At 72.0% G+C, this 26356-nt stretch carries 25 protein-coding genes; 13 read left to right on the forward strand and 12 right to left on the reverse strand.

Going from position 1 to position 26356, the window contains the following annotated elements:
* Nucleotides 1-2: 2 nt before the first annotated feature.
* The 5 genes from JYK17_RS03360 (at nucleotide 3) to JYK17_RS03380 (ending at nucleotide 5585) form a co-directional block, all read left to right on the forward strand.
* The gene (locus JYK17_RS03360; protein WP_108012291.1) at nucleotides 3-1955 is read left to right on the forward strand and encodes a fumarate reductase/succinate dehydrogenase flavoprotein subunit; all 1953 of its coding nucleotides are present in this window, start codon (nucleotides 3-5) and stop codon (nucleotides 1953-1955) included.
* Entirely contained in the window at nucleotides 1952-2701 is a 750-nt protein-coding gene (locus tag JYK17_RS03365; protein ID WP_128801217.1) for a succinate dehydrogenase/fumarate reductase iron-sulfur subunit, read from the forward strand. Before JYK17_RS03360 ends, JYK17_RS03365 begins: the two co-directional genes overlap by 4 nt.
* 128 nt (nucleotides 2702-2829) lie before the next feature.
* Entirely contained in the window at nucleotides 2830-3849 is a 1020-nt protein-coding gene (locus JYK17_RS03370) for a hypothetical protein (RefSeq protein ID WP_222809726.1), read from the forward strand.
* Nucleotides 3850-4005: 156 nt separating this feature from the next.
* On the forward strand, nucleotides 4006-4776 hold the full coding sequence (locus tag JYK17_RS03375) for a GNAT family N-acetyltransferase (RefSeq protein ID WP_128801215.1): 771 nt from the start codon (nucleotides 4006-4008) through the stop codon (nucleotides 4774-4776).
* Nucleotides 4776-5585, forward strand: coding sequence for a lysophospholipid acyltransferase family protein (locus JYK17_RS03380; RefSeq protein ID WP_222809727.1), 810 nt, complete (start codon nucleotides 4776-4778; stop codon nucleotides 5583-5585). The genes JYK17_RS03375 and JYK17_RS03380 overlap by 1 nt, the downstream gene beginning before the upstream one ends.
* A 10-nt stretch (nucleotides 5586-5595) precedes the next feature.
* Here the strand turns inward: JYK17_RS03380 and JYK17_RS03385 are convergent, their stop codons facing one another.
* Nucleotides 5596-6342, reverse strand: coding sequence for an MBL fold metallo-hydrolase (locus JYK17_RS03385; RefSeq protein ID WP_222809728.1), 747 nt, complete (start codon nucleotides 6340-6342; stop codon nucleotides 5596-5598).
* Nucleotides 6343-6623: 281 nt separating this feature from the next.
* Between JYK17_RS03385 and JYK17_RS03390 the strand changes: the two genes are divergently transcribed.
* Both JYK17_RS03390 and JYK17_RS03395 read left to right on the forward strand, forming a co-directional pair.
* The gene (locus JYK17_RS03390) at nucleotides 6624-7808 is read left to right on the forward strand and encodes an alanine--tRNA ligase-related protein (RefSeq protein ID WP_372464911.1); all 1185 of its coding nucleotides are present in this window, start codon (nucleotides 6624-6626) and stop codon (nucleotides 7806-7808) included.
* A 47-nt stretch (nucleotides 7809-7855) separates the two neighbouring features.
* Complete coding sequence (locus JYK17_RS03395; RefSeq protein WP_108012297.1) at nucleotides 7856-8374, forward strand: P-loop NTPase family protein; 519 nt, start codon at nucleotides 7856-7858, stop codon at nucleotides 8372-8374.
* Nucleotides 8375-8404: 30 nt separating this feature from the next.
* Here JYK17_RS03395 and JYK17_RS03400 read toward each other — a convergent pair whose 3' ends face one another.
* The 3 genes from JYK17_RS03400 to JYK17_RS03410 form a co-directional block, all read right to left on the reverse strand.
* Complete coding sequence (locus JYK17_RS03400) at nucleotides 8405-10771, reverse strand: ATP-binding cassette domain-containing protein (RefSeq protein ID WP_222809729.1); 2367 nt, start codon at nucleotides 10769-10771, stop codon at nucleotides 8405-8407.
* 51 nt (nucleotides 10772-10822) lie between these two features.
* Nucleotides 10823-12523 (reverse strand): serine/threonine-protein kinase, encoded by a 1701-nt coding sequence (locus tag JYK17_RS03405; RefSeq protein WP_222809730.1) that lies wholly within the window; start codon nucleotides 12521-12523, stop codon nucleotides 10823-10825.
* Nucleotides 12524-12667: 144 nt separating this feature from the next.
* Nucleotides 12668-13264 carry an NADPH-dependent FMN reductase gene (locus JYK17_RS03410; protein ID WP_222809731.1) on the reverse strand — a complete coding sequence of 199 codons (597 nt, stop codon included), beginning with the start codon at nucleotides 13262-13264 and terminating at the stop codon, nucleotides 12668-12670.
* 112 nt (nucleotides 13265-13376) lie between these two features.
* On the opposite strand from JYK17_RS03410, the gene JYK17_RS03415 reads away from it, so the two are divergent.
* Nucleotides 13377-14213 (forward strand): helix-turn-helix domain-containing protein, encoded by an 837-nt coding sequence (locus JYK17_RS03415; protein WP_222809732.1) that lies wholly within the window; start codon nucleotides 13377-13379, stop codon nucleotides 14211-14213.
* A gap of 25 nt (nucleotides 14214-14238) precedes the next feature.
* Here JYK17_RS03415 and JYK17_RS03420 read toward each other — a convergent pair whose 3' ends face one another.
* Complete coding sequence (locus JYK17_RS03420; RefSeq protein ID WP_222809733.1) at nucleotides 14239-15231, reverse strand: LLM class flavin-dependent oxidoreductase; 993 nt, start codon at nucleotides 15229-15231, stop codon at nucleotides 14239-14241.
* A 131-nt stretch (nucleotides 15232-15362) separates the two neighbouring features.
* Here JYK17_RS03420 and JYK17_RS03425 point away from each other — a divergent pair, with 131 nt between their 5' ends.
* The gene (locus JYK17_RS03425) at nucleotides 15363-16211 is read left to right on the forward strand and encodes an alpha/beta fold hydrolase (protein WP_222809734.1); all 849 of its coding nucleotides are present in this window, start codon (nucleotides 15363-15365) and stop codon (nucleotides 16209-16211) included.
* 4 nt (nucleotides 16212-16215) lie between these two features.
* Nucleotides 16216-16707 (forward strand): phosphatase domain-containing protein, encoded by a 492-nt coding sequence (locus JYK17_RS03430; protein WP_128801208.1) that lies wholly within the window; start codon nucleotides 16216-16218, stop codon nucleotides 16705-16707.
* Between the two features lie 10 nt (nucleotides 16708-16717).
* Here JYK17_RS03430 and JYK17_RS03435 read toward each other — a convergent pair whose 3' ends face one another.
* Together JYK17_RS03435 and JYK17_RS03440 are read right to left on the reverse strand one after the other, a co-directional pair.
* Nucleotides 16718-16933 (reverse strand): dodecin, encoded by a 216-nt coding sequence (locus tag JYK17_RS03435; RefSeq protein ID WP_108012304.1) that lies wholly within the window; start codon nucleotides 16931-16933, stop codon nucleotides 16718-16720.
* A 114-nt stretch (nucleotides 16934-17047) separates the two neighbouring features.
* Nucleotides 17048-17863: an SAM-dependent methyltransferase gene (locus JYK17_RS03440; RefSeq protein ID WP_128801207.1), complete on the reverse strand. Its 816-nt coding sequence runs from the start codon at nucleotides 17861-17863 to the stop codon at nucleotides 17048-17050.
* Nucleotides 17864-18078: 215 nt separating this feature from the next.
* Between JYK17_RS03440 and JYK17_RS03445 the strand changes: the two genes are divergently transcribed.
* Nucleotides 18079-19332 (forward strand): extracellular solute-binding protein, encoded by a 1254-nt coding sequence (locus JYK17_RS03445; RefSeq protein ID WP_222809735.1) that lies wholly within the window; start codon nucleotides 18079-18081, stop codon nucleotides 19330-19332.
* Between the two features lie 82 nt (nucleotides 19333-19414).
* Here JYK17_RS03445 and egtD read toward each other — a convergent pair whose 3' ends face one another.
* Genes egtD through egtA form a run of 4 tightly spaced genes read right to left on the reverse strand, consistent with a single transcriptional unit; the run spans nucleotide 19415 to nucleotide 23836 of the window.
* On the reverse strand, nucleotides 19415-20377 hold the full coding sequence (gene egtD / locus JYK17_RS03450; protein WP_108012307.1) for an L-histidine N(alpha)-methyltransferase: 963 nt from the start codon (nucleotides 20375-20377) through the stop codon (nucleotides 19415-19417).
* Nucleotides 20374-21177, reverse strand: a complete 804-nt coding sequence (gene egtC / locus JYK17_RS03455) for an ergothioneine biosynthesis protein EgtC (RefSeq protein ID WP_108012308.1) — start codon at nucleotides 21175-21177, stop codon at nucleotides 20374-20376. The genes egtD and egtC overlap by 4 nt, the downstream gene beginning before the upstream one ends.
* Nucleotides 21177-22523 (reverse strand): ergothioneine biosynthesis protein EgtB, encoded by a 1347-nt coding sequence (egtB, locus tag JYK17_RS03460; protein WP_108012309.1) that lies wholly within the window; start codon nucleotides 22521-22523, stop codon nucleotides 21177-21179. The genes egtC and egtB overlap by 1 nt, the downstream gene beginning before the upstream one ends.
* On the reverse strand, nucleotides 22520-23836 hold the full coding sequence (egtA, locus tag JYK17_RS03465) for an ergothioneine biosynthesis glutamate--cysteine ligase EgtA (RefSeq protein ID WP_222809736.1): 1317 nt from the start codon (nucleotides 23834-23836) through the stop codon (nucleotides 22520-22522). The genes egtB and egtA overlap by 4 nt, the downstream gene beginning before the upstream one ends.
* A 287-nt stretch (nucleotides 23837-24123) precedes the next feature.
* Between egtA and JYK17_RS03470 the strand changes: the two genes are divergently transcribed.
* On the forward strand, nucleotides 24124-25005 hold the full coding sequence (locus JYK17_RS03470) for a TIGR02452 family protein (protein ID WP_164932117.1): 882 nt from the start codon (nucleotides 24124-24126) through the stop codon (nucleotides 25003-25005).
* A gap of 140 nt (nucleotides 25006-25145) precedes the next feature.
* On the opposite strand, the gene JYK17_RS03475 is transcribed toward JYK17_RS03470, so the two are convergent.
* A complete protein-coding gene (locus JYK17_RS03475) occupies nucleotides 25146-25577 on the reverse strand; it encodes a cupin domain-containing protein (protein ID WP_108012312.1) in 432 nt (143 codons plus the stop codon).
* Between the two features lie 80 nt (nucleotides 25578-25657).
* On the opposite strand from JYK17_RS03475, the gene JYK17_RS03480 reads away from it, so the two are divergent.
* Nucleotides 25658-26326: a helix-turn-helix transcriptional regulator gene (locus JYK17_RS03480; protein ID WP_108012313.1), complete on the forward strand. Its 669-nt coding sequence runs from the start codon at nucleotides 25658-25660 to the stop codon at nucleotides 26324-26326.
* Nucleotides 26327-26356: the final 30 nt, after the last annotated feature.

Raw genomic sequence — 26356 nt, forward strand, 5'->3', positions numbered from 1 at the left:
ACATGTCTGCTGAGTACGTGGATTACTCGACCGGCGAGCCGATCGCCGACACCAAGGCGCCTGCCGGTCCGGTCAACGAGCGCTGGGACACGCGCCGTTTCGAGGCCAAGCTGGTCAACCCCGCCAACCGGCGCAAGCACACGGTGATCGTGGTGGGCACCGGTCTGGCCGGCGGTTCCGCGGGCGCCACTCTCGCCGAACAGGGCTACCACGTCGTCCAGTTCTGCTACCAGGACTCGCCGCGCCGCGCCCACTCCATCGCCGCGCAGGGCGGCATCAACGCCGCGAAGAACTACCGCAACGACGGCGACTCCGTCTACCGGCTGTTCTACGACACCGTCAAGGGCGGCGACTTCAGGGCGCGCGAGTCCAACGTGCACCGGCTGGCGCAGATCTCGGTCGAGATCATCGACCAGTGCGTGGCACAGGGCGTGCCGTTCGCGCGGGAGTACGGCGGACTGCTCGACACCCGCTCCTTCGGCGGCGTCCAGGTCTCGCGGACCTTCTACGCCCGCGGCCAGACGGGCCAGCAGCTGCTGCTGGGCGCGTACCAGGCGCTGTCCCGCCAGATCGCGGCGGGCAACGTCGAGATGCACCCGCGCACCGAGATGCTCGACCTGATCGTCGTCGACGGCAAGGCCCGCGGCATCGTCGCCCGCGACCTGATCTCGGGGAAGATCTCCACCTACTTCGCGGACGCCGTCGTCCTGGCCTCCGGCGGCTACGGCAACGTCTTCTACCTGTCGACGAACGCCATGAACTCCAACGCCACCGCCATCTGGCGGGCCCACCGGCGCGGCGCCTACTTCGCCAACCCCTGCTTCACCCAGATCCACCCCACCTGCATCCCACGCACCGGCGACCACCAGTCCAAGCTGACGCTGATGAGCGAGTCGCTGCGCAACGACGGCCGCATCTGGGTGCCGAAGGCCAAGGGCGACGACCGGCCCGCGAACAAGATCCCCGAGGACGAGCGCGACTACTACCTGGAGCGCATCTACCCCTCCTACGGCAACCTCGTGCCCCGCGACATCGCCTCGCGTGCCGCGAAGAACGTGTGCGACGAGGGCCGCGGGGTCGGGCCCGGCGGACAGGGCGTCTACCTCGACTTCGCCGACGCGATCCAGCGGATGGGCCGGAAGGCTGTGGAGGCCAAGTACGGCAACCTCTTCGACATGTACCAGCGGATCACCGACGAGGATCCGTACCAGGTGCCCATGCGGATCTACCCCGCCGTGCACTACACGATGGGCGGACTGTGGGTCGACTACGACCTTCAGACCACGATCCCCGGCCTGTTCGCGATCGGCGAGGCCAACTTCTCCGACCACGGCGCCAACCGGCTGGGCGCGTCCGCCCTGATGCAGGGTCTCGCCGACGGCTACTTCGTCCTGCCGGCGACGATCAACGACTACCTGGCGCGCAACCCGCACAAGGACGAGGTCGACGCCTCGCACCCGGCCGCCGTCGAGACCGTCCGTGAGACCGAGGACCGGCTCGCCAGGCTGCTCGCCGTGGACGGCGACCGCACCCCCGACTCCTTCCACCGCGAAGTCGGCGAACTCATGTGGGAGTTCTGCGGCATGGCCCGCACCGACACCGGACTGCGCAAGGCACTGGAGCGCATCCCGCAGATCCGCGAGGAGTTCTGGCGGCGCATCAAGGTGCCCGGCACCGGCGAGGAGTTCAACCAGTCGCTGGAGAAGGCCAACCGCATCGTCGACTACCTGGAACTCGCCGAGCTGATGTGCCTCGACGCGCTGCACCGCGCCGAGTCCTGCGGCGGCCACTTCCGCGAGGAGTCGCAGACCCCGGACGGCGAAGCGGCCCGCAGAGACGAGGAGTTCGGCTACGCGGCCGCCTGGGAGTTCACCGGCACCGGCCAGGCCCCCACCCTGCACAAGGAAGACCTGGTCTTCGAGTACGTCCACCCCACTCAGCGGAGCTACGCATGAAGCTCACCCTGCGCGTCTGGCGGCAGAAGAACGCCGACGCCGAAGGCACCATGTCCACGTACGAGGTGGACAACATCTCCTCCGACATGTCCTTCCTGGAGATGCTCGACACCCTCAACGAGGAGCTCATCCTCAAGGGCGAGGACCCGGTCGCCTTCGACCACGACTGCCGCGAGGGCATCTGCGGCGCCTGCTCGCTCGTCATCAACGGCGACGCGCACGGGCCCGAGCGCACCACCACCTGCCAGCTGCACATGCGGTCCTTCAAGGACGGCGACACCATCGACATCGAGCCGTGGCGGGCCTCCGCCTTCCCGGTGATCAAGGACCTCGTCGTCGACCGCTCGGCCTTCGACCGGATCATCCAGTCCGGCGGCTACATCACCGCACCCACCGGCGCCGCACCCGAGGCCCACGCCACACCCGTACCGAAGCCGGACGCCGACTTCGCCTTCGAGCACGCGGAGTGCATCGGCTGCGGAGCCTGCGTGGCGGCCTGCCCGAACGGCGCGGCGATGCTCTTCACCTCCGCCAAGATCAACCACCTCAACACGCTGCCGCAGGGCGCACCCGAGCGCGAGACCCGCGTCCTGGACATGGTGGCCCAGATGGACGAAGAGGGCTTCGGCGGCTGCACGTTGACCGGCGAGTGCGCCACCGCCTGCCCGAAGGGCATCCCGCTGATGTCCATCACCAGCATGAACAAGGAATGGCTGCGGGCCACGCGCAAGGTGGCCAAGCGCTAGCCGTATTGAGCCGCCGCATTGGGCACGCGGCGCTCGAAAGACGTCCGCCGACAAGAGGCGGACGGGCGGGGCCGGGAGTGGTGCTCCCCGGCCCCGCCCCGCATGTGCGGGGTCTGTAGGGTTCGGGCATGATTTCTACGCCCAACGGGGGGCGGTTCCTCGACGCCGTCGCCGGCTTCGAGACCGCCGTGCGCGAGCGGGACGGACAGCGTTCCCAGCACGCCATGCAGGAGATACAGCAGCACTACGGGGACGCCGCGGAGGGCGAGTTCGTACAGGCGGGCCCCCGGCTCGCGGCACTGCTCGCGGACGTACCTCCCGGGCCCCGCGCGCTGGTCGCGGTACTGACCGGAGCCTGCGTGGAACAGGGCGCCGACGCGACCGCCTGCGCACCGTACGTCTTCGACGGACTCGCCGAAGCGCTCACCGGCGCGGGGGAGTTCTGCGAGCGCTGGGCTGCGACCGGCGGGGGAGATCTGCCCGAGCCCGACGACGGCTCCCTGGACGACACAATGGTCGAACGGGTCGGCCAGGACGCGGCGTTGGCCTGGTGCACGCTGCCGCAGTGGGAGATGGCGTCCGTCGCGATGCTCAACCACAGCGCGGTACGGGCCCAACTGGCCGAGCGGCGCCCGCAGTTGCTGGCCGCGCTGCGTCCCGTCCAGGAAGCCTCCGGGCACGACTTCAAGTGCCTCGACCACGCCCTGCTCGTCCTCGACGACGAACCGCTGATCGCGCTGCACCGCCCCACCGGCACCGGCTACGCGCTGCGCATGAGCGGCCTCGCCGACAACTTCCAGCTGCACACCCTGCTCGCCGACGCCCTGGTCGGCGGCGGCCACATCGAAGGCCGCGCGCCCTCCGCCGAGGAGGTCGCCGTGTGCCGGGACGCGCCGGGCCAGGTGCCGACGACCGGCTCGTTCAACCTCGTGACGCCGGGCGGTGAGTGGGTGTGGAACGAGGGAACGCCCGCCGACATCCCCGTCGTCGACGGCGTACGACTCCTCGTCCTGGACCCGCCTCCCTACGAGCGGGGCTGGCCCGCCGGCCGGTTCTTCCCCGGCATGACCGGAGCCCTCGTCCTGGAGCGCGTGCTCGACGCGCGGGAGACCCGCGGATGGCTGGAGCACTGCGCGCCGGCGAAATGACAGGGGCGGCCCGAGCCGTTCAGCAACCTCACACCCGTTCTCTCTGCGCCGGTCACGCGAAGGTCAGTCGGCATCGGAAGAACAGGGGCGGCGGATCGCACGACACCGCTCAGCCGCCCCCGTTCCGCCGACCCGGCGCGTGACCAGGAGAGAGCCATGACCGGCGTATCCACGCTCGACCGTCCCCCGCAGCCCGCCGCACCCACCCGCTACAGCGTCTCGCTCGCCCGCGACGAGGCCGATGTGCGTGCCGCGCAGCGGCTGCGGCACGACGTCTTCGCCGGGGAGATGGGTGCCCTGCTGGCCACCGCCGAGCCGGGCCACGACATCGACGCCTTCGACGCGTACTGCGACCATCTGCTGGTGCGTGAGGAGTCGACGGGACAGGTCGTCGGCACCTACCGGCTGCTGCCGCCCGAGCGCGCGGCCGTCGCCGGACGGCTGTACTCCGAGGGCGAGTTCGACCTGACCGCGCTCGACGCCATCCGGCCCGGTCTCGTCGAGGTCGGCCGCTCCTGCGTCCACCCCGACCACCGCGACGGCGCCGTCATCGGCCTCATATGGGCCGGGATCGCCCGCTACATGGTGGACCGCGGCCACGAATGGCTGGCCGGCTGCTGCTCCGTCCCGCTGGCCGACGGCGGCAGGCTCGCCTCCGCGACCTGGGACAAGGTGCGCGCCAAGTACCTCGCGCCGCAGGAGTACCGGGTACGCCCGCTGCTGCCCTGGGTCCCCGGCGACGCCGGGACGGCCGCCGACACCGAACTGCCCGCGCTGCTGCGCGGCTACCTCCGCCTCGGCGCCTGGGTGTGCGCGGAGCCCGCCCACGACCCGGACTTCGGGGTCGCCGACCTGTATGTGCTGTTGTCGATGCGCCGGGTCAACCCGCGCTATCTGCGGCACTTCCTCTCGCTCGTGCCGGCCTGATGAGCGCCTGGCAGCCCAGCGCGCCCTGCACCCCGCGGACGTGCATCGAGGCGACGGCGTCCGCCACGGCCGTACCGCGCGCCGTGCTGCGCATGGCGGCGGTCGTGGTCCTGGTGCTCACCGGGACCGCGCTGCTGCCGCTCGGCGGGCGGATCCCCGCCGAACTAGTGAAGCGGTGGTGCCGGTGGATCGTACGGGCCGCGGGGGTCCGGGTCCGGATCAACGGCACCGCCGCGCCCACCGGCGGACTGCTGCTGGTCGCCAACCACATCTCCTGGCTGGACATCCCGCTGCTCGCCGCCGTACGCCCGGCCCGGATGCTCGCCAAGTCCGACATCCGCGGCTGGCCCGTCGCCGGTCGGCTGACGGCCGGCAGCGGCGCGCTGTTCATCGACCGGGAACGGCTGCGCGCGCTCCCGGGAACGGTCGCCCTGATCGCGGACTCCCTGCGCGGCGGGCACGCCGTGGCCGTCTTCCCCGAGGGCAGCACCTGGTGCGGCCGCGCCCAGGGCACCTTCCGGCGGGCGGTCTTCCAGGCGGCGCTCGACGCGAACGTGCCCGTCCAGCCGGTCCGGCTGCGCTACCGGATCACCGGCGGCACACCGAGCACGGTGCCCGCCTTCATCGGCGACGACTCGCTGCTGACCTCGGTGTGGCGCGTGCTGACGGCACGCGGCCTGGTCGCCGAGGTCGACGTGCGCGACGTCATCGCGCCGGGCACCCACCACGACCGACGCTCGCTCGCCCGTGCCGCACAGCCCACGACGACGGATCAACTGGGCTGGATCCACACGGCGTTGGTCGCGTAGAGCCGAAACATCAGGACACCGTCGTCACGACGAGGTCCGGGAGAGCGACATCGACCGTCCTCCCGAAGAACCCCGCGGCCGCCTCCCGGGCGGCCGTCGCGTCCGTGCCCGGCCACAGATGGGTGAGCAACAGCCGCGCGACATCCGCCTGTTGCGCGTATCGCCCGGCCAACTCCGCGGTCAGCAGACACGATGCGTCGTCTTCCGGCACGCGGTGGATGTACGTGGCCTCCGACAGGAACAGGTCGGCGCCCTCGGCGAGTCGCGGGATCTCGGTGCTGGGGCCGGTGTCACCCGTGTAGGCGAGCACCCCGCCGGGCGTGCTCAGCCGGATGCCCGCGTTGGGCACGAAGTGCGGCAGCAGCCGGGTGTCGACGGTGAACGGGCCGATGCCGAACCGCTCGCCCGGGTCGAACTCGTGGAGCCGGTACGCCGCGGCGAGCATCCCCGGCCTGTCGAGCGCCAGCACCGCGTCGAGCGCACCGTACGGCGCGTACACGGGCAGAGCCGGCGGCGGATCCTCACTCAACCCCCTCGCCCGCAGCAGGGGGTTGAGGTCGGCGCAGTGGTCGGGGTGCCCGTGGCTGACCAGGACGGCGTCGACCGCGTCGACGGTGTGGTGCCGAAGCAGCCGCGGCAGGGTGGCGTAGCCGGGATCGAGCAGCAGCCGGAAGCCGTCGTACTCGACGAGATAGCCGCTGCACGCCTGCACCGCGGTGGGCCACGCACCACAGCCGCCGAGAACCGTCAGTCGCATGACAACAGACCCTAGCCCCCACCCGCCTTTCGACCCGCCCGAAAACGGGGCGACAGGCTTTCGGCTCGCTTGTTAGCGTTGCGTCCATGAAGGTCAGGACCTGTTGCAGCCACACCGCGGCCGCGCGAGCGACGAACTCGCCGGCTGCCGACGCCTGACCTCTTCCTCTCTCCCCGGCGGCCGGAAACGGACCGCCGGGATGTGGCGCATCTCTTCTCGCAGGCTCACGGATGCTGCTCCCGCGGTTCTCTCCGGTCCCCACGACCCGAAGGAACACCGCCATGAGCACCCTGACCACCGACCGCACCCTGGAGACCTTCACCGGCTTCTACCGCGAGCGCGGCCACCAACTCATCACCGGCAGCACCCTGCTGCCGCCGCCCCCGGACCCGGTGCTGTTCACCACCTCCGGCATGCACCCCCTCACGCCGTACCTCCAGGGCCGCCCGCATCCCCAGGGACGGCGGCTGGTCAACGTCCAGCGCTGTCTGCGCACCACCGATCTCGACGAGGTCGGCGACCCCACCCATCTGACGGTCTTCGAGATGCTCGGCTCGTGGTCGCTGGGCGACTACGGCCATACGCAGAGCCTGCGTTGGGGGTACGAGCTGCTGCGCGACGGATTCGGCATCCCGCCCGAGCGGCTGTACGTCACGGTCTTCGGCGGCGACGAGCAGGTCGGCCCCGACGTCGAATCCCTGCACACCTGGCAGGAGTTGGGGCTGCCGGTCGAGTCGACCGGCGACGAGAACTGGTGGTCCAACGGCCCGGTCGGACCGTGCGGCCCGGACTCGGAGCTCTTCGTCTGGACCGGCGGCCCCGGCACCCCGCCACAGGGCACCCCCACCACCGACCCGAGATGGGTGGAGATCTGGAACCACGTCCACATGCGCCACCACCGCCACGAGGACGGCAGCCTCGAACCCCTGTCGCGGCCCGCCATCGACACGGGCATGGGGCTGGAGCGACTGATGGCCGTGCTGCAGGGCCATCGTTCGGTCTACGAGACGGATCTGTTCGAACCGTGGACGAGACTGCTGCCGCCGCTGTGGGACCTGGACGAGCCGTCGATGCGCCTCGTCTGCGACCATCTGCGCTCGAGCGTCGTCGTGATGGGAGACGGCGTACGGGTCTCCAACACCGGCCGCGGCTACGTACTGCGCCGCCTGATCCGCCGCCTGCTCACCACGCTCCGCCGCGACGACCCCTCACGCACCCTGACGGATCTGCCCGTGGAGCTGATCGGGCACACACTGGACCACTTCCGGCAGACCTGCGACATCGGCACCGTCCGCGATCTGCTGCTGGACGAGGAACGGCGCTTCACGAAGCTCCTCGAACGAGGCCGACGCGTGCTCTCCCGGCCGCGGTTCAGCGGCCCGCTGAGCGAAGAGGACTACCGCTACCTCCACGACACCCACGGCCTGCCCCGCGACCTGGTCTCCGGGCTGCGCGGCACCGGCTGACGCCCACGCGAACACCGCCACCGAGGCGCCGCTGTAGGGTTCGGGACGTGCAGCGGATCTTGGTGGTGGGTGTCACGGGCGCGGGCAAGTCCACGCTCGCGCGGGCCGTGGGCGAGCGCCTGGACGTGCCGTACCACGAGATGGACGCGCTGTACTTCTCCGGGCCCGGCTGGGCCGTCAACGACAAGCTGGCCGACACGGTGTCGCGCATCGCCGCCGAACCCCGCTGGATCATCGACTCCATCGGCTACCCGGAGGTCCGCGACCTGCTCTGGGAGCAGGCCGACACCGTGCTCTGGCTGGACTACGGCAGGCGCGTGGTGCTGCCGCGCGTGCTGCGCCGCTCGCTGAGGCGCTCCCTGACGCGCGAGCGCATCTTCGGCGGCAACCGGGAGACCTGGGCGGGCTGGTTCAGCAGGGAGCACCCGGTGTGGTGGGCCTGGTCCCAGCACACCGGCCGCCGCGCCGAGATCGCGCGCCGCACGAGCGATCCGCGGTTCGCTCCCCTCGACACGGTGCGCTTCGCACGCCCGGACGAGGCCGCGGCCTGGCTCGCGTCCCTGTGAAGCCGCCGTCATCCCCTGCGTGCCGCACGCTCACGCCTGTCGCGGTGGCAGCACCCGGCTCAGATACGGCGCCGTAGCGCTGCCCTCGGCCCGCGCCACCTCCACCGGCGTTCCCGCCGCCACGATGCGGCCGCCCGCGTCGCCGCCGCCCGGGCCGAGGTCGATCACCCAGTCCGCGCCCGCCACCACCGCCACGTCGTGCTCGACGACGATCACGGTGTGACCGGCGTCGACGAGACCGTGGAGCTGGCGCATCAGGACCTCCACGTCGGCCGGGTGCAGGCCGGTGGTCGGCTCGTCGAGGAGGTACAGGGTGTGGCTGCGGCGGCCGCGCTGCAGCTCGCCGGCCAGCTTGATGCGCTGGGCCTCGCCGCCGGAGAGCTCGGTGGCGGGCTGACCCAGACGGAGGTATCCGAGGCCCACGTCGAGAAGAGTGGCCAGGGCGCGGGCGACCGCCGGGGTGTCCGCGAAGAAGTCCGCCGCGCTCTCCACCGTCAGGTCCAGCACCTGCGCGATGTTCCGCCCCCGGTACGTCACTTCGAGCGTCTCGGGGTTGTAGCGCGCCCCGCCGCAGTCCGGGCACGGGGCGTAGGTGCTGGGCAGGAAGAGCAGCTCCACGCTGACGAACCCCTCGCCCTGACAGGTCTCGCAGCGCCCTCCGGCCACGTTGAAGGAGAAGCGGCCGACGCCGTAGCCGCGCTCGCGCGCCTCCTCGGTGGCCGCGAACACCTTGCGCACGACGTCGAACAGGCCCGTGTACGTGGCCAGGTTGGAGCGAGGGGTACGCCCGATGGGCTTCTGGTCGACCGACACCAGCCGCTCCACACCCGCCAGGTCCTCGCCGATCTCCCCGATGAGAGTGGACTTGCCGGAACCGGACACGCCGGTGACCGCCGTGAACACACCCAGCGGGAACTCGGCCACGACCCCGTGCAGGTTGTGCCGGGTGACCGGGCCGACCTTCAACTGGCCGCGGGCGGAGCGTACTTGGCGTACGGCCGCGGGTGCGCGGCCGAAGAGATGGCGGGCCGTGGCGGACTCGGCGACCGAGGCCAGCTCCGCCACCGGGCCGCTGTGCAGCACCTCCCCGCCGTGCTCACCGGCGTACGGGCCCACGTCCACCACCCAGTCGGCGCCCCGGACCACATCGAGGTGGTGCTCGACCACGAACACCGAGTTGCCCGCCGCTTTCAGCCGCTCCAGGACCGTGAGCAGGGCCTCGGTGTCCGCCGGGTGCAGTCCCGCGGACGGCTCGTCGAGGACGTAGACGACACCGAAGAGCCCGGAGCGCAGCTGCGTCGCGAGGCGCAGCCGCTGCAGTTCGCCCGCCGAGAGGGTGGGGGTCGGGCGGTTCAGGCTGAGGTAGCCGAGGCCGAGTTCGAGGATCGGCGCGATACGGGAGTTCAGGTCCTCGGTGAGGACACGGGCGGCCTCCGACGTGGCGTCGAGCGCGGAGGCGAGGTCCTTGACCGGGAGCGCCGCCAGCTCGGCGATCGTGCGGCCCGCGACGGTCACCGCCATCGCCTCCGCCCGCAGCCTGCTGCCGTGGCACACCGGGCAGGGCGCGCTGGTCAGGAAGCGCTCTGCCTTGGTGCGCAGGGTGGGGCTCTTGGAGTCGGAGAAGGTCTTCATGACGTACCGGTGGGCGCTCATGTACGTGCCCTGGTACGGCCGTTGGATGCGGTCGGCGTCGCGCACCGGGTGCACCGTGACGACCGGCTGTTCGTCGGTGAAGAGGATCCATTCCCGCTCCGCGGCGGGCAGTTCGCGCCAGGGGCGGTCGACGTCGTGGCCGAGCGCGTCGAGGATGTCGCGGAGGTTCTTGCCCTGCCAGGCGCCCGGCCACGCGGCGATCGCCCCGTCCCGGATCGACAGGGACGGGTCGGGGACCAGCAACTCCTCGCTCGTACGGTGCACTTGACCCAGCCCGTGGCACTCGGGGCAGGCCCCGGCGGCGGTGTTGGGGGAGAAGGCGTCGGAGTCCAGGCGTTCGGCGCCGGGCGGATAGTCGCCCGCGCGGGAGAAGAGCATCCGCAGGGAGTTGGAGAGGTTGGTGACCGTGCCGACCGACGAGCGCGATGTCGGCGCCGAGCGCCGCTGCTGCAGGGAGACCGCGGGCGGCAGACCGGTGATCTCACCGACCTTCGGCGCACCGACCTGGTGGATCAGCCGGCGCGCGTACGGGGCGACCGACTCGAAGTACCGGCGCTGCGCCTCGGCGTAGATCGTGCCGAACGCGAGCGAGGACTTCCCGGACCCGGACACCCCCGTGAACACGGCCAGCACATCCCGGGGGATGTCCACGTCCACACCCTTGAGATTGTGCTCACGGGCGCCGCGGACACGGACGTACGGGTCGTGGGGGCCTGCCTTGAGCGGTTCGTGGGGGCCGGCCATCACAGCATCTCCGTACACATCTTCGACTGCAGCGGGACAAACGCCGCGATTCTATCCCCCGGCTTGTCCCTGGGCCTTGCGCCAGATCGTCATGTCCGCCGTCATGAAGCTGATCCCGGGCTTGTCCCACAGCGCCGTCGACTTCGTCTGGATCACCAGCAGGGCGATGTCGCCGGAGGAGTTCTTGACGCAGATCTCGCTGCCGTTCGCCGCGGCGGCCAGCGGGAGGTGGTGGCTGTGCGCATGGGAGGTGAGGAGACGGCAGTCGTCCAGCGAGGTCCCGGGCTTGTCGTACACCAGGACCAGCACGCTGGTGTCGCTCTCCAGCGCACAGCCGACCTGCTTGCAGTCGAAGCGGATGTCGCCCTTGCGGTCCTTGCGCGAGAACGGCTTCTTGAAGCTCAGCGAGGTCTTCTCGTCGATCCACTGCTGGGGGTGGGGCTCGGCCTGCGGCGTCCTGGCCGCCGTAGGGGAGGAGCCGGCCTCCTCGCCGGCCCCGCCACCACCACCGCCACTGTCACCGCTGCCGTGCCCGTCGTCCCCGGCGGGCGACGCGGACGCCGACGACCGGGCGGCCCCCGACCTGTCCGCGCGCGGTGTCGAGGAGGAGGCGGCCGTGCCCCGGTGGTCCTTCGCGTACGGCAGGTTCCTGAGCCACAGCGTCAGACCCGTCAGCAGCGCCAGGCCCACCACGACGGCGGTGACGGTCAGCGCGGTGCGTCTTCGGCGGGCGGTGCGCTCGTCCGGTGCCGTCGGCCGCGTCTGCAGGTGCGGCTGCGCGAGCAGGGGCCTGGTGCGGTCGGGGCCCGTGCGGTCCGCCGGGACGGTGTGCGTACGCGTGGGGTCGGGGACCGGCGCCGGGACCGCCACCTCCGTCCCCGCCACCTCCCGCCACACGGCCGGCCCGCCGCCCGCGTCGGCGTCGCGTCCCAGCCGCTGCCTGCACCACTCCAGGACCTCCGCAGGGGTCGCCCGCTCGCCCGGGTCGGCGGCCAGGCAGCGGGCGATCAGCGGACGCAACTGCTCGGGCAGAAGGGTGAGTTCGGGCTCCGAGTGCACGATGCGGTAGAGCACGGTGGCCGAGGGGCCGTCCCCGTACAGCGGCTCGCCCAGGGCCGCGAAGGCGGCCGTCTGGCCGAGCGCGAACATGTCGGTCGCCGGGGTGACCTCACCGGCCGTCGCCTGCTCGGGAGCCATGAACTGGGGCGTGCCGACGGCGGAGCCGGTGGCCGTGTGCCAGGTGGCGTCCGCCGCCAGCGAGATACCGAAGTCGATCACCCGCGGTCCGTCGGCGGCGAGCAGCACGTTCGACGGCTTCAGGTCGCGGTGCACGATGCCCGCGCCGTGGATGGCCTGCAGTGCCTCCGCGACCCCGGCCATCAGCCAGAGCACCGCCGGCACCGGCAGGGGCCCGCGCCGGGCGACCGCCTCGGCGAGGGACGGCCCGGGCACGTAGAGGGTGGCCAGCCAGGGCGGGGCGCCGTCCGCGTCGGCGTCGATCAGTTCGGCGGTGTACGCGCCCCTGACCCGCCGCGCCGCCTTGATCTCGCGGCCGAACCGCCGCCGGAACGCGGGGTCGTCGGCCAGCTCGGGACGCACCACCTTGATCGCCACCGGTCGGCCGCCCCGGGTGTGCGACAGATAGACCCGCCCCATGCCACCCGCCCCGAGCCGCGCGGCGAGCCGGTACCCGGCCACCGTGCGCGGATCGTCCCCCTGCAGCGGCTGGAACACCTCGGTCGCATTGTTCATCAGCGCTTGTTCCCCCCTTGTCCCCATGCCTCCCCGGCGGGCTGCCCCGCAGCAGCAGGGTAAACGGTTTCCCGTGACCGCCGATCAAGGGTGCCTGCCGATCAAGGGTGACCGCCGATCAAGGGTGGGGCATGGGGTGGGGGCTCACGCCGGATACGGCGCGGCCTCGCGGGCCGACCGCAGCGCGCCCGCCCACCAGGCCAGCTGGTCGAGCAGCGTCTTGGCGTAACCGGCCGCCGCGGTGTCCAGGGGGTGGCCGTCCTGCCAGGCGGTGAAGTAGTTCGGGAAGGCGAGGCCGTCGCGGATCGTCACCGCGTGCAGCTCGGTGAGCACGTTCTCCAGATGCAGCACCGCGTGCCGGCCGCCCGCCGCACCGCCGTAGCTGACGAAGGCGACGGGCTTGGCCGTCCACTGGGTGAAGTGCCAGTCGATGGCCGCCTTCAGGGACGCCGGGTAGCTGTGGTTGTACTCGGGCGTGACCACGACGAACGCGTCGGCGCCCTCCAGGGCCGACGTCAGCGCGGCCATCCCGGCCGGTCGGCGGTAGTCGTCGCCGGCGTACTTCGGCGACGCGGCGGGCAGCGCCAACGGGATGTCGAACGCGGCGAGATCGACGACCTCGACCTCGAACCCGCCGTGCGCGGCGGCCTGTTCGGCCACCCACGAACCCACAACCGGACCGAACCGGCCGTCCCGGACGCTTCCCACGATGATCGCCAGCTTGTGCGTGTTCTTGTCCATGGCCACCACGATCCGGCCGCGCACGAGCGCCGACCAGACCGTGCTGAGGCTGGCCCCGACAGGGCCACGCTGAGCCGTCCACCTCCCCCGGAGGGCGGCTTATGCTCCGAGTATGGGTACGCCGCTGGGGGACTTCGTCCGGGCCAAGCGCGACAGCATCCAGCCCGAGTCGCTGGGACTGCCGAGCCACGGCCGCCGCCGCTCACCGGGCCTGCGCCGCCAGGATCTCGCCACGCGGGCCGGCATCAGCGTCGAGTACCTGACCCGCCTGGAACAGGGCCGCGACCGCAATCCGTCCGTGGCCGTGGTGAACGCGCTCGCCGACGCCCTCAGCCTCGATCCCGCCGAACGCAGCCACCTGCGCTACCTCGCGAAGATCACCGGTGGCGAATGCGTCGCCCACGCCCAACCCGCGCCCCCGCGCCTTGACGTTCGCCCCACGGTCCTTCGGACCCTGCGCCTCCTCGAACCGGGCATCGCCGTGGTCACCAACCGGCTGGGCGACATCCTCGCCCGCACCAGCGGCTACGAGGCCGTCATGCGGGCCTCCGGTCTGCTCGACGCCGAGCGCCCGAACCTCACCCGCCATCTGTTCACCGACCCCCGCGCCAGAACGTTCTTCGCCAACTGGGAGGAGATCGCGGACCAGCAGGTCTTCGACCTCTGGCTGGCGCCCACCGCCGAGAACTCCGAGTGGTTCACCACGGAGCTCGCGCCCGTCGCCGGGCCCGAGTTCACACACCGGCTCCACCGCCATGTGGTCCCGCGACGAAGCGAACTCCGCATCGACCACCCGTCGGCGGGCGAACTCCGGCTGCTCCCCGAAACCCTCGAACTCCCCGAAGACGCACAGCAGTTGCTCGTCCTCCTGCCCGCGGACGAGCAGACCGCTCAGGCGATCGCTCGACTTGGCGACCGGCCCCACGGCAGGCTCCGGGCCATCTCGTAGCCGTAGCCGCGGGTGTGCCGGGTGATCACCACAGCCGGGCCAGGCGCCGGTACGAGTCCAGCAGCGCCGACCGGTCGTAGGTGCTGGTGGTGACCAGCACCTCCTGCGCGCCCGTCTCCTTCAGCACCGTCTCCAGCTCGTCCGCGACCTGCTCCTCGGTGCCCGCGATGTGGCCGGCGAGCCCGGATTCGTAGAAGCCGCGCTCCTTCGCGGTCATGGTCAGCGCCTCGACCCGCTCGGCGGGCGGCAGCGGCGGGAAGGTGCCGTGCGTGCGGGAGTACGCCATCGACCAGGCCTCCGGGACGAGCAGCCGCCGGGCCTCCTCGGGCGTGGCGGCCACGGCGACGGTGCCGGAGACGACGACGTACGGCTCGCTCGCCCAGGCGGAGGGCCGGAAGTGGGCGCGGTAGTGGTCGATGCCGCGCTGCATCTTCTCGCGGTTGCGCAGGTCCCCGATGACCATGGGCAGGCCCGCGCGGGCGGCGACCGCGGCGCCCTCGCCCATGGCCAGCACGAACGACGGCACGCTCAGGCCCTCGGCGGGGCGGGCGTGCACCCCCGTGGGCGAGGTGCCACGGAACCAGCCGAGCAGCTCGCCGAGCTGCGCCTCGAAGTCCTCGGCGTCGCCCTTGTCCCGGCCCAGCGCCTTGCGCACCCCGCCGGTGAACCCGACGGATCGTCCCAGACCCATGTCGATCCGCCCCGGGAACAGCGACTCCAGCACCCCGAACTGCTCGGCCACGACCAGGGGTTGGTGGTTGGGCAGCATCACGCCGCCGGTACCGACCCGGATCGTGCGCGTCGCCCCCGCGACGGCGGCGGCCAGCACGGTCGGCGCGGACCCGGCGACCCCGGGCACCCCGTGGTGCTCCGAGACCCACACGCGGTGATAACCCAGCGTCTCCAGCTCCCGCGCCAGCGCCACGGTGTCCCGCAGCGCCTCGGCATCGGTGCGGCCCTCGCGGGTGCGGGAGCGGTCGAGGACGGAGAAGCGGGTCGAGGCGATCGCGGAGCTCATACAGGGTTCAACACTCGTGGGCCCGCATGATTCCTGCCGGGCCCGGTGAGCCGGTAGCCGCCTCCCCTCGGAGACGACCCGCGCTTGCTAGCGTGTGCACGTCACGGTCGACCGACGTCTGGAGCGCATCCGTGAGCGACTGGCCGCTGACCCAGACCTTCCGCAGCAGCTCCGGAAGGGTCCGGTGGGACACCCTCGGGGACCCCGGCCGGGACCCGGTCGTCCTCTGCCACGGCACGCCGTTCTCGTCGTACGTGTGGCGCGCCGTCGCCCGTGCTCTCGCCGGCCGGTACCAGGTGTTCGTGTGGGACATGCCCGGCTACGGCGCCTCCGAGATGTCCGAGGGGCAGGATGTCTCCCTGGTGGCCCAGGGCCGGGTCCTCGCCGAACTCCTGGCGCACTGGGGGCTCGCCGAACCGCTGGTCGTGGCGCACGACTTCGGCGGCGCGGTGTCCCTGCGCGCCCACCTGCTGCATGAGGCCCACTACCGTGCCCTCGCCCTGGTCGACCCGGTCGCGCTCGCCCCCTGGGGCTCGCCGTTCTTCCGGCTCGTCGGTGAACACGCCCATGTCTTCGAGCAGTTGCCGCCCGCTCTGCACGCCGCCCTGGTGCGCGAGTACATCTCCTCGGCGAGCAGCCGGGGCCTGCACCCCGCCGTACTGGACCGGCTCGTCGAGCCCTGGCTCGGCGACCTCGGCCGGCCCGCCTTCTACCGGCAGATCGCCCAGGCCGACCAGCGCCACACCAATCAGATCCAGCACCGCTACGGCGAGATCCGCATCCCGACCCTGGTCTGCTGGGGCCAGGAGGACACCTGGATCCCGCCGGTGAAGGGCCACGAACTGGTCGCCCGCATCCCGACCGCCCGCCTCGAACCCGTCCCCGGCGCGGGTCACCTGGTCCAGGAGGACGCTCCCGCCGAACTCACCGCCGTCCTCCTCGCGTTCCTCCAGGACCCGGCGGGCCCCGGTCTAGGGTGAGCGCGTGACCGACAGCAGCGCACGGCCGATCGCCGTGTTCGACCTCGACAACACGCTCGCCGACACGGCCCACCGGCAGCGGTTCCTGGAGCGCAGCCCGCGGGACTGGAACGCGTTCTTCGCGGCCGCCCCCGCCGACGCGCCGATCCCTGAGGGCGTCGCGCTGGTGCTGGAGAGCGCGAAGGACTGCGAGGTCGTCTATCTCACCGGACGGCCCGAGCGCTGCCGGCGGGACACGGTCGCCTGGCTCGCCGCGCAGGGACTGCCCGACGGGCGGCTGCACATGCGGCGCAACGACGACCGCAGGCCCGCCCGCCGCACCAAGCTGGAGATCCTGCGCCGCCTCGCCCGGACCCGGGACATCCGTGTGTTCGTGGACGACGACGAACTGGTGTGCGAGGACGCTGAACGGGCCGGCTTCAACGTCGTACGTGCCCGCTGGACCGCTCCGTCCGCCGCCCTGAGGACGGCGCAGGAGGCGGAGGGGCGGACCTGACGCCGGTGCGTCAGTCCGACTCGTCCAGCCGGAAGCCCACCTTCAGCCCGACCTGCCAGTGCGCGATCTGCCCCTCCTCGATGTGCCCCCTGACCTGCGTCACCTCGAACCAGTCCAGATTGCGCAGGGTCTGCGAGGCGCGGGTGACGCCGTTGCGGATGGCCTGGTCGACGCTGTCGGTCGAGGTGCCGACGATCTCCGTGACCCGGTACGTGTGGTTCGACATGCCGCTGCTCCTCTCGGCCGTGACACCTGTGTCACGCGTCACTCCACCGTGCCCCACGGCGCGGCGGAGCGCGACACATCGGACGGCTCCGGCGGCCGTCCGCCCCGGATCACCTCACGGCTTGCGGGCGAGACCGCCGTGCTCGGCTATCACCTCGCCGGGCGCAGAGCCGGGCTCCGGACGCCACAGGGGAACCGAAACGACACCGGGGTCGATCAGCTCCAGGCCCTCGAAGTACGCCGTGATCTCGTCGACCGTACGCAGGTTGTACGGCACGGCCCCGCTGTCGTTGTAGCCGTCCTGGGCCTGCTCGAAGACCGGGTCGATGCCCCGCGAACCGTCGTTGATGGACAGGTGACTGCCCGACGGCAGCGCCTCCATCAGGCGGGTCACGATGGCACGAGCCTCCTTGTGGTCGCCCACGTGCCCCAGGATGTTGCTGAGGATCAGGCCCGTGGGCCGGCTGAGGTCCAGCGTCTCGGCGGCGGCGGCCAGGATGCGCTCGGGATCCGTCACATCGGCGTCGATGTAGGCGGTCGCGCCCTCGGGTGAGGAGTAGAGCAGGGCGCGGGCGTGGGCGAGCACCATCGGGTCGTTGTCGACGTAGACGATCCGTGACTCGGGGGCGATGCGCTGGGCGACCTGGTGGGTGTTCTCGGCGCTGGGCAGGCCGGTGCCGATGTCGAGGAACTGCCGGATCCCGGCCTCGGAGACCAGGTAGGTGATGGTGCGGCGCAGGAAGGCGCGGCTGCTGCGGGCGATGGTGACGATGCCGGGGAAGACGGCGGTGTACGCGTCGCCCGCCTCCTCGTCGACCGGGTAGTTGTCCTTCCCGCCCAGCCAGTAGTTCCAGATCCGGGCCGAGTGCGGGACCGACGTGTCGATCTTCGAGTGCGCCGCCGGTCCGGGGGTGGTCTCAGGGTCGGTCATGTGTCGCGTCCGTCTTTCAGCCGAGGCGGGCATGGGCCAGTGCTCAAACTAGGCCCCAATGCCCCTGCCAGGTAGCCCCGTTCACACCGCGAAATGCACACCCCTTGACTGGCGGATTGGTCCATACCAAACTCCCGGACGACCCGTACGAGCCCCGAGCTCGTCCCCCCACGTCGGGCCCTCGCCCCTGTCCGTCAGACAGAACAGGACCCCTCGTGCAACGTCGTCGCCTTCTCGCCCTGTCCCCCCTCGGACTCGTCGGCGCCTGCGGGCTCCAACCCGGCGGAAAGAGCAGACGCACCGTCACGGCATGGCTGATGAAGGACAGCGCCTCGCAGGGCTTTCTGCGCCGGTTCACCAAGGCCTTCGAGCGCGACCACCCCGATCTCCGGCTGGACATCCGCATCCAGCAGTGGACCGGCATCGGCCAAAAGGTGCAGGCGGTTCTGAACGCCGACTCCGGCCAGGGTCCCGATGTCATCGAGGTCGGCAACACCCAGGTGCCGCAGTACGTGGAGGGCGACCGGTTGCTCGACCTGACCCTGGAGTCGTCACTGCGCTGGGGCGGCGAGGGCTGGCTGCCCGGACTCAGGGAGCCGGGGCAGCTGCTCTCCCACCAGTACGGGATCCCCTGGTACGCGGCCAACCGGGTGGTCGTCTACCGCAAGGACCTCTTCGCGCAGGCCGGCGTCAAGGCCGTGCCGCGCACCCGTGAGCAGTGGCTCGACGCCTCCGAGAAGCTCAACTCCGGCGGAAACCAGGGAATTTACCTGGCCGGGCAGGACTGGTACACCCTGGCCGGCTTCATCTGGGACGAGGGCGGCGAGCTGGCCGACGACGGCGACGGCGAGGGCTGGCGCGGCACACTGGACACCCCGGCCGCCCTGCGCGGCATGGACTTCTACCGGCATCTGCAGTCCCTCGGCGACGGACCGGCCGGCGCCGACGAGGAACACCCGCCGCAGGCAGGCGTGTTCGCCAAGGGCAAGGTGGCGCAGATGGTGGCGGTCCCCGGACTCGCCCGCACCGTCGTACGGCAGAACCCGTCCCTGAAGGGCAAGTTGGGCTTCTTCCCGGTGCCCGGCCCGACCGCCGCCCGCCCGGGCGCCGTGTTCACCGGCGGATCCGACCTCGTCATACCGAACAACACCCGCGATCGGGACGGCGCGGTCGCCGTCGTGGGCGCGCTCACCGGCGCCCGATGGGACACCGACCTGGCCCGCACCATGAACTACGTCCCCAACAAGAAGACCCTCGCCAAGGACGTCGCCGGCGAGGAGGGGGTCGCGGCCATGGCTGCAGGGGCCGCGCAGGGCCGGGCCACGCCCAGCACGCCCCAGTGGGGCGCGGTCGAGGCGGACAACCCGATCAAGGAGTACATGACCAAGGTGCTCACGGGGGCCGACCCCGCGACCGAGGCCCGCCGCGCCTCCCGGCGCATCACCGACATCCTGAACAGACTGGGCTGACCGCGGCGGGGGCGGGTGCCGATGCCGGCACCCGCCCCCGCCCCGTCCCTGTGCTGTGGTCACTCGGGCCGGTCGGCCCCCGTCACCGGGCCACGCTCGACGACAGTGCGAACCGTCCTTCCCGGTCAGTCCACCAGTGGGTCAACTCCAGCCCTGCGGCCGCCAGTTCGGTGCGTACCCCGTCCTGCCGGAACTTCGCCGAGATCTCGGTGCGCAGGTCCTCGCCCTCGGCGAAGTCGACGGCGAGATCGAGGGCGGGGATCTTGACGGTCTGGGTGGTGCGGGAGCGCAGACGCATCTCGATCCACTCGTTGCGGGAGTCCCACAGGGCGACGTGGTCGAAGGCGTCGGGGTCGAAGTCGGCGTCCAGTTCGCGGTTGACCACGGTCAGGACGTTCTTGTTGAACGCCGCCGTCACTTTGGCCGCGTCGTCGTAGGCGCGGACCAGGACCTGCTCGTCCTTGACCAGGTCCGTGCCGAGCAGCAGCGCGTCGCCGGGGGAGAGCAGGGAACGGATCGCACCGTAGAACGCGGCCCGTTCGGCGGGCAGCAGGTTGCCGATGGTGCCGCCGAGGAAGGCGATCAGCCGCGGGCCCGGTGTGTCCGGCAGCGTCACGCTCGCGGTGAAGTCGGCGATCAGCGCGTGGACCCGCAGACCCGGCCGCTCGGCGACGAGGGCCTGCCCGGCCTGCGTGAGCGCGCTCTCGCTGACGTCGACCGGGACATAGGTGTCCAGGTCCGTGAGCGCGTCCAGCAGATACCTGGTCTTCTCGGAGGAGCCCGAACCGAGCTCGATCAGGGTGCGGGCACCGGTCGCCTCGGCGATCTCGGCGGCGCGGGCGATGAGGATCTCCCGCTCCGCGCGCGTGGGGTAGTACTCGGGCAACTCGGTGATCTGCTCGAACAGCTCACTGCCGTGGGCGTCGTAGAACCATTTGGGCGGCAGCGTCTTGGGTGTGCCGGTCAGGCCGCGCAGGACGTCGGTGCGCAGCGCGGCGTCCGTGGCGTCCTCGGGGAGGGTGCGGGTGAGAAGGAACGGGCTCACGTACGGGGCTCCTTCGGCTGTGCGGGTGCCAAGGCGTCGCTCGGCGTTTGAACAGGCTCCTTGAGCGGGGTGAGCAGCACATCGGTGCGGCTCGCCGCCAGGAGCGTGCGGTCGGGGACCTCCTGCCAGTGCGGGTCGTCGTCGTAGGGCTCGGAGGCCACGACGGTGCTGCGGCCGGGCCGGGACAGATACCAGAGGGTGTCGCCCCAGGTGGTCGCGGTGATCGTCTCGCCGTTGGTGAGCAGCAGGTTGAGCCGGGAGCCGGGGGCCGCCTCGGCGACCTCCAGGACCGTGTCGGCCAGGGCCTGCCCCTCGTCGTCGCCACCGCGCAGCCGCGCCAGGATCAGCGCCCACACGAGCGCCGAGTCGCAACGGGCCTCCATGGAGAGCACGTCGACCGCGGGCAGACCCGACACGAGCGGGGCGAGCGAACCCGGCCACCCCTTGACGGCGCCGTTGTGGCTGAACAGCCAGGGCCCCGCGGCGTACGGCGCGGCCGCGGCCTCCGCGTCCGCACCCGACAGGGTCGCATCGCGAACGGCGGCCAGTACGGCCCCCGAGCGCACGACACGGGCCAGGTCGGCGAAGGACAGGTCCGCCCAGATGGGCCCGGCCCGGCGGTAGCGGGCCGGCACCGGGTCGCCCTCGGCGTACCAACCGACCCCGAAACCATCGGCGTTGACGGTGCCGTTGCGCTGGTGCCGCGGGGCCCACGACTGCCGGTACAGGGCGTGCGCGGGCTCCACGAGGATCCGGCCGAGCGGCTCCTCGGGCCCCAGATAAGCCAGATGACGGCACATCAGACGTCCCCCGAACGGGCCGTGCGGAACCCGGAGAAGATCTGCCGCCGGATCGGGTAGTCCCAGTTGCGGAACGTCCCCCGGCAGGCCACCTGGTCCACGGCGAACGAACCGCCGCGCAGCACCTTGTAGTCCGGACCGAAGAACACCTCCGAGTACTCCTTGTACGGGAAGGCCTCGAAGCCCGGGTAGGGGGTGAGGTCGCTCGACGTCCACTCCCACACGTCGCCGATCAACTGGCGTACACCCAGCGGGGATTCACCGTCGGGGTAGCTGCCGGCCGGGGCCGGGCGCAGGTGCCGCTGGCCGAGGTTCGCGTGCTCGGGCGCCGGGTCGGCGTCGCCCCACGGGTAGCGCATCGAGCGGCCGGTCGCCGGGTCGTGCCGGGCGGCCTTCTCCCACTCGGCCTCGGTGGGCAGCCGCCGCCCGGCCCAGCGGGCGTACGCGTCGGCCTCGTACCAGCACACGTGCAGCACCGGCTCGTCGGGCGGCACCACCTCGGTGACCCCGAACCGGCGGCGCAGCCACTGCTTGCCGTCGCGGCGCCAGAACAGCGGTGCGTGGATGGAGTTCTGGCGGATGTGCGCCCAGCCCTCCAACGTCCACCAGCGCTCGTTGTCGTAGCCGCCGTCCTCGATGAACGCCTGGTAGGCGCCGTTCGTGACGGGAGCCGTGTCGATGTAGTACGGCGCCACCTCGCGCCGGTGCGCCGGGCGTTCGTTGTCCAGCGCCCAGGGCTCGGTGGAGGTGCCCATGGTGAACGGGCCGCCGGGGACCAGGACTTCGGACGGTCCCGTGTGCAGGGGTGCCGGTTCCGGGTCCGGGGCGGTCAGGGCCTGCGGGCCCTTGCGGAGCTGATGGGTGATCAGCATCGTCTCGTCGTGCTGCTGTTCGTGCTGCGCGATCATCCCGAAGGCGAAACCCGCCTCGGTCAGCCGCGTCCCGTGGAAGTCGGCGCTCTCCAGCAGGTCCATCACCCGGCCGCGCACCTCGGCCGCATAGCCGCGCGCCTCGGCGGGCGGCAGCAGCGGCAGCGAGGGCCGTTCGGAGCGCGGATGCTCGAAGGCGTCGTAGAGCCCGTCGATCTCGGGCCGCATCGCCTCCCGGCCGGCCACCGCCCGCAGCAGCCACAGCTCTTCCTGGTTGCCGATGTGCGCGAGGTCCCACACCAGCGGCGACATCAGCGGCGAGTGCTGCGCCGTGAGGTCGGGTTCCTCGACACAGCTGGTCAGGAGCGTGGTGCGGTCACGGGCCGTGACGAGCGTGGTCAGCGCCCGCTCGCGGAGCGTCTCCGCGTCGATGGACGTCTCCTCCGTGGAGGTCTCGTCGAGGGCGGGGTCGGTCATGTGCGGATGTCCTTCCCGTGCGGGCGCCGGTCGGTGCCACGCACCCGGTCCAGCAGATCGTCGGCCGGGGTCCGGCCCTGGATGACATAGCGGTCCAGGTACGCCGCCACGGCGTCCGTGACCTCGGTGGTGGCGCCGATCCTGGGCAGGGCCTCGACCGCCGCCGCGAAGCAGGTGATCGCCGCTTCGTGCAGTTCCGGGTCGGCCAGGCCGTGCCGGGCCGCGTCGATCCACAGCGGATTGTGCGGCGCGGGCAGCGAGAGAGCCCGCTCGGCGAGCGGCTTCACGGTGCGGTACGCGGTCTCGGCCGCCTCCGCGTCGTCGAAGAGCGCCGTCGCCACGGCGAGCGGAATGATCCACCCGTCCTCTCCCGGCTGCGCGTCGATCATGCGCAGTTCGAGGAACCCGCGCGGTCTGACCGGCGGGAACAGGGTCGTGATGTGGTAGTCGAGATCCTCCCGGGTGGGCGGCCTGGGCGCGCCCGAGACGGTCCACTCCCGGAAGGTCAGCCCTTCCGGGACGTCCCACGGCCCGTCCTCCCGCCGTACGCACATCACCGGTGAGTCCAGGACGTGCCGGGCCCAGGCCCGGCGCGGGTCCCCGTTCAGCGGGGGTGCGCCCGCGCGGCCGGCGCCTATCTCCAGCCACAGCAGCTGCCGGGTGGAGCGCCAGCCGGTGGGTTCGCGGCGGGCGAGCGGGGAGTTGGCGAAGGCGGCCACCAGGACCGCGCCCAACTGGTGCGCCAGCCACCAGCGGCGGCCGTGGCCGAGGGGGCCGGGTTCCTCGTACCCGGCGTCCAGACAGACCTGGACGGACGCCGAGGTGCACATCATGCGGCGGCCGGCGGGTCCGGTCCGGTCGAGGCAGGCCTCCAGGGCGTCGTAGCGCGGTTCGCGCAGGAAACGGCGGGGTGCGTGCCACGGGTCGTGGCCCATGCCGACCAGGCCGAGATCGTGCTCGGCGAGGACCGAGCGCACGGCGCGGAGATCGGCGGAGACGGTTCCGATGCACTCCATCAGGGAGGTGGCGGGCGCCGAGCTCAGTTCGAGCTGGCCGCCGGGCTCGACAGTGAGCGCCGACCTCAGGGGCACGGACCGCAGTGCGGCGTAGGCCGCTTCGAGTCGTTCGGTGGTGACGGGGAGCTGCGGCGTGCGCAGCTCGTGGACGAGCCATTCCACTTCCACCCCGACGTTGCGGGGCGGGCCGGTCTTGAAACAGATGCCCCGGACCAGTGCCTCCACCTCGGGTGGGGTGAGGGCGGTGCGGGGCTCCGTACAGTCGGGCGCCGCAGGCGTGATCGGCGTATCGGACATGACAGGAACCTCCTGAGATTCAGCGTGCCGCCGGCCCGGGCCGTCAGGTGCCCGGACGGCAGCACTCGTCCCACCCAAGACCTTCCTGCCGGATCGCACAAGAGTGCGTATCGGCGCGTTCCGGGTCGGTAATCTCCTCGCTCCGCGTGTTCGCCGGGGCTTTCCCGGGCGTTCGCGGACGCGGAAACTCTGTTGCACCGCATGTCCAGCATCGCCCAGGATTCCTCCATGAGCACGACGGGGGAGCGCGCACGGAGCGCGCGCATGGCGCGTACGGGGGTGGCGCCATGAGCGCGCGCCTGCGTGGCATCGCACAGCAGACGGAGCAGATCGTGGCGGCGGGGGCGTATGTCGCGCCCGACGGGCGCGAGGTGTCGATCGCCGAGGCGGTCGAGGCGGCACGGGCCGGGACCCGGATGTACGGCCCGGAGCCGGTGCCGTTCCCGCCCGGCCCGTCCGCCTCGCCCGCCTCCTCGGCTCAGCCCACCCCGTCCGTGTCCTCCGTCGACACGTTCTTCGAGGTCACCGGCGAGAGCAGCCTGGAGGCGGCGCGCCGGCTCGGCGGCCGGGTCGCCGTCCTGAACTTCGCCTCGGCGCGCAACCCCGGCGGCGGATACCTCAACGGCGCCCAGGCCCAGGAGGAGGCCCTGTGCCGCGCCTCCGCGCTCTACACATGTCTGGTGGGGGTCCGCCAGTTCTACGACCACCACCGCGCCCACCGCGATCCGTTCTACACGGACCGCGTCATCCACTCGCCCGCGGTGCCGGTCTTCCGCGACGACCGCGGCCGCCTGCTCGACGCCCCCTGCACGGCGGGCTTCCTCACGGCCGCGGCTCCGAACGCGGGCGTGATCAGGCGTACGGCACCGGATCGGGCCGGCGAGCTGCCGCGTGCCCTCACCGTCCGCGCCGAGCGGGTGCTGGAGACGGCCGCCGTCGAGGGGTACTCCCGGCTGGTGCTCGGCGCCTGGGGCTGCGGGGTCTTCCAGAACGACCCGGCGCAGGTGGCGGGCGCCTTCCGGGCCCTGCTCGGGCCGGGTGGACGGTTCGCCGACACCTTCGAGCACGTGGTCTTCGGCATCCTGGACCGCACCACGGGCAACACGGTCCGCGGGGCGTTCCTGCGGGCGTTCCCGGAGCGCCGGCTCCAGGCGTGGCCCGCGCGGTGAGGCCCCCGCAGACGGGGGATGCTGCGGGGGCCTCGACCAGGTAGACGGGCGAGCGGGCGAATGCGTTCCTGCCGCACGCAATTACTTTGCGCGGTCGCCTTGCGCGCTCGCCTTGCGCGGTGCCCGCTGTGGTGGGCGCTTCAGCGCTCGCTCGCGCCTGTGCGGGCGCGGCCGATCTGCATGCCGGGGCGGCGGCGGTGGACCGTCAGATAGGCCAGGCCCTCGTCGCCCGCGGTGATGCTGCGGGTGGAGCCGTGGGGGAGCCAGACGAGGGCGCCCGGAGTCAGGGGCTGCGCCTCGCCCTCGCGGTCGGTGCCGAGTACGCCGAGCACGCCGTGGCCCGAGACGACGAGCAGCAGGACGTCCAGGTCGCCTTCCGCGTGCGGGGCGACATGGTGGCCGGGAGCCAACCGGACGACGTTGGCGTCGAGTTGGCGCCCGCTCTCGGTCAGCTTCCACAGCACGCCCGCCGTAGTGGGCTCGCCGGAGGTCAGCGCGGCGGTGTCGCACAGGATGCGCGCTACGGCCGCCTCCGGCTCCTCGCCGCTGTTCGTCTGCGCCGGCCTGCTCATCGGCCCCCTTCCCTCCGCGGAATTATTACAGGATACACTTGGAGAAAATAACCGCCGGTGGGAGAGGTGGGTGGAGCGCCATGGCCGGTACGGGTAGCAGCTCGCGCCGCCGTGAAATCCTCGATGTGCTGCGTGCGGCCTCCGGTCCGCTCGGCGTCGCGGAGACGGCCGAGCGTCTCGGGGTGCACCCCAACACGGTGCGGTTCCATCTGGAGGCGCTGGTCGAGGAGGGGGCCGTGGAGCCGCGGGTGCGGCGACCCTCCGGGCCGGGGCGCCCGCGCACCGTCTATGTGCCGCGGCCGGGCATGGACCGGGGCGGGATCCGCAACTACCGGCTGCTCGCACGGATGCTGCTCGACCGGCTCGCGGCCACCGGTTCCGAGGCGCGTTCCGTCGCCATGGAGGCGGGCCGGGCCTGGGGCCGTTCCATGACAGAAGCCCCGCCCTCTCAACGGGAGCCCGCTGCCGGTGAGTCGGCCGCCCGGCTCGTCGGGCTGCTGGACGACCTCGGCTTCGCACCCGAACCGGAGGGTGCGGACAAGCCCGGTGCCGTACCGTCGCGGATCGCGCTGCGGCACTGCCCCTTCCTCGAACTCGCCGAAGAGCACGGCCAGTTGGTATGTCCGCTCCATCTGGCCCTGATGCAGGGGGCGTTGACGGAGATGCGGGCCCCGCTGACGGTGACGGAACTCGAACCGTTCGCCGAACCCGAGGTGTGCGTGGCGCACTTGGCGCCCGCACGGCAGTAGACGGCGCACGACAGACAGCAGAAAGGCACC

Origin of the sequence: Streptomyces plumbidurans, assembly GCF_019857225.1 — a bacterium.
GTDB classification, from domain to species: Bacteria; Actinomycetota; Actinomycetes; order Streptomycetales; family Streptomycetaceae; genus Streptomyces; species Streptomyces plumbidurans.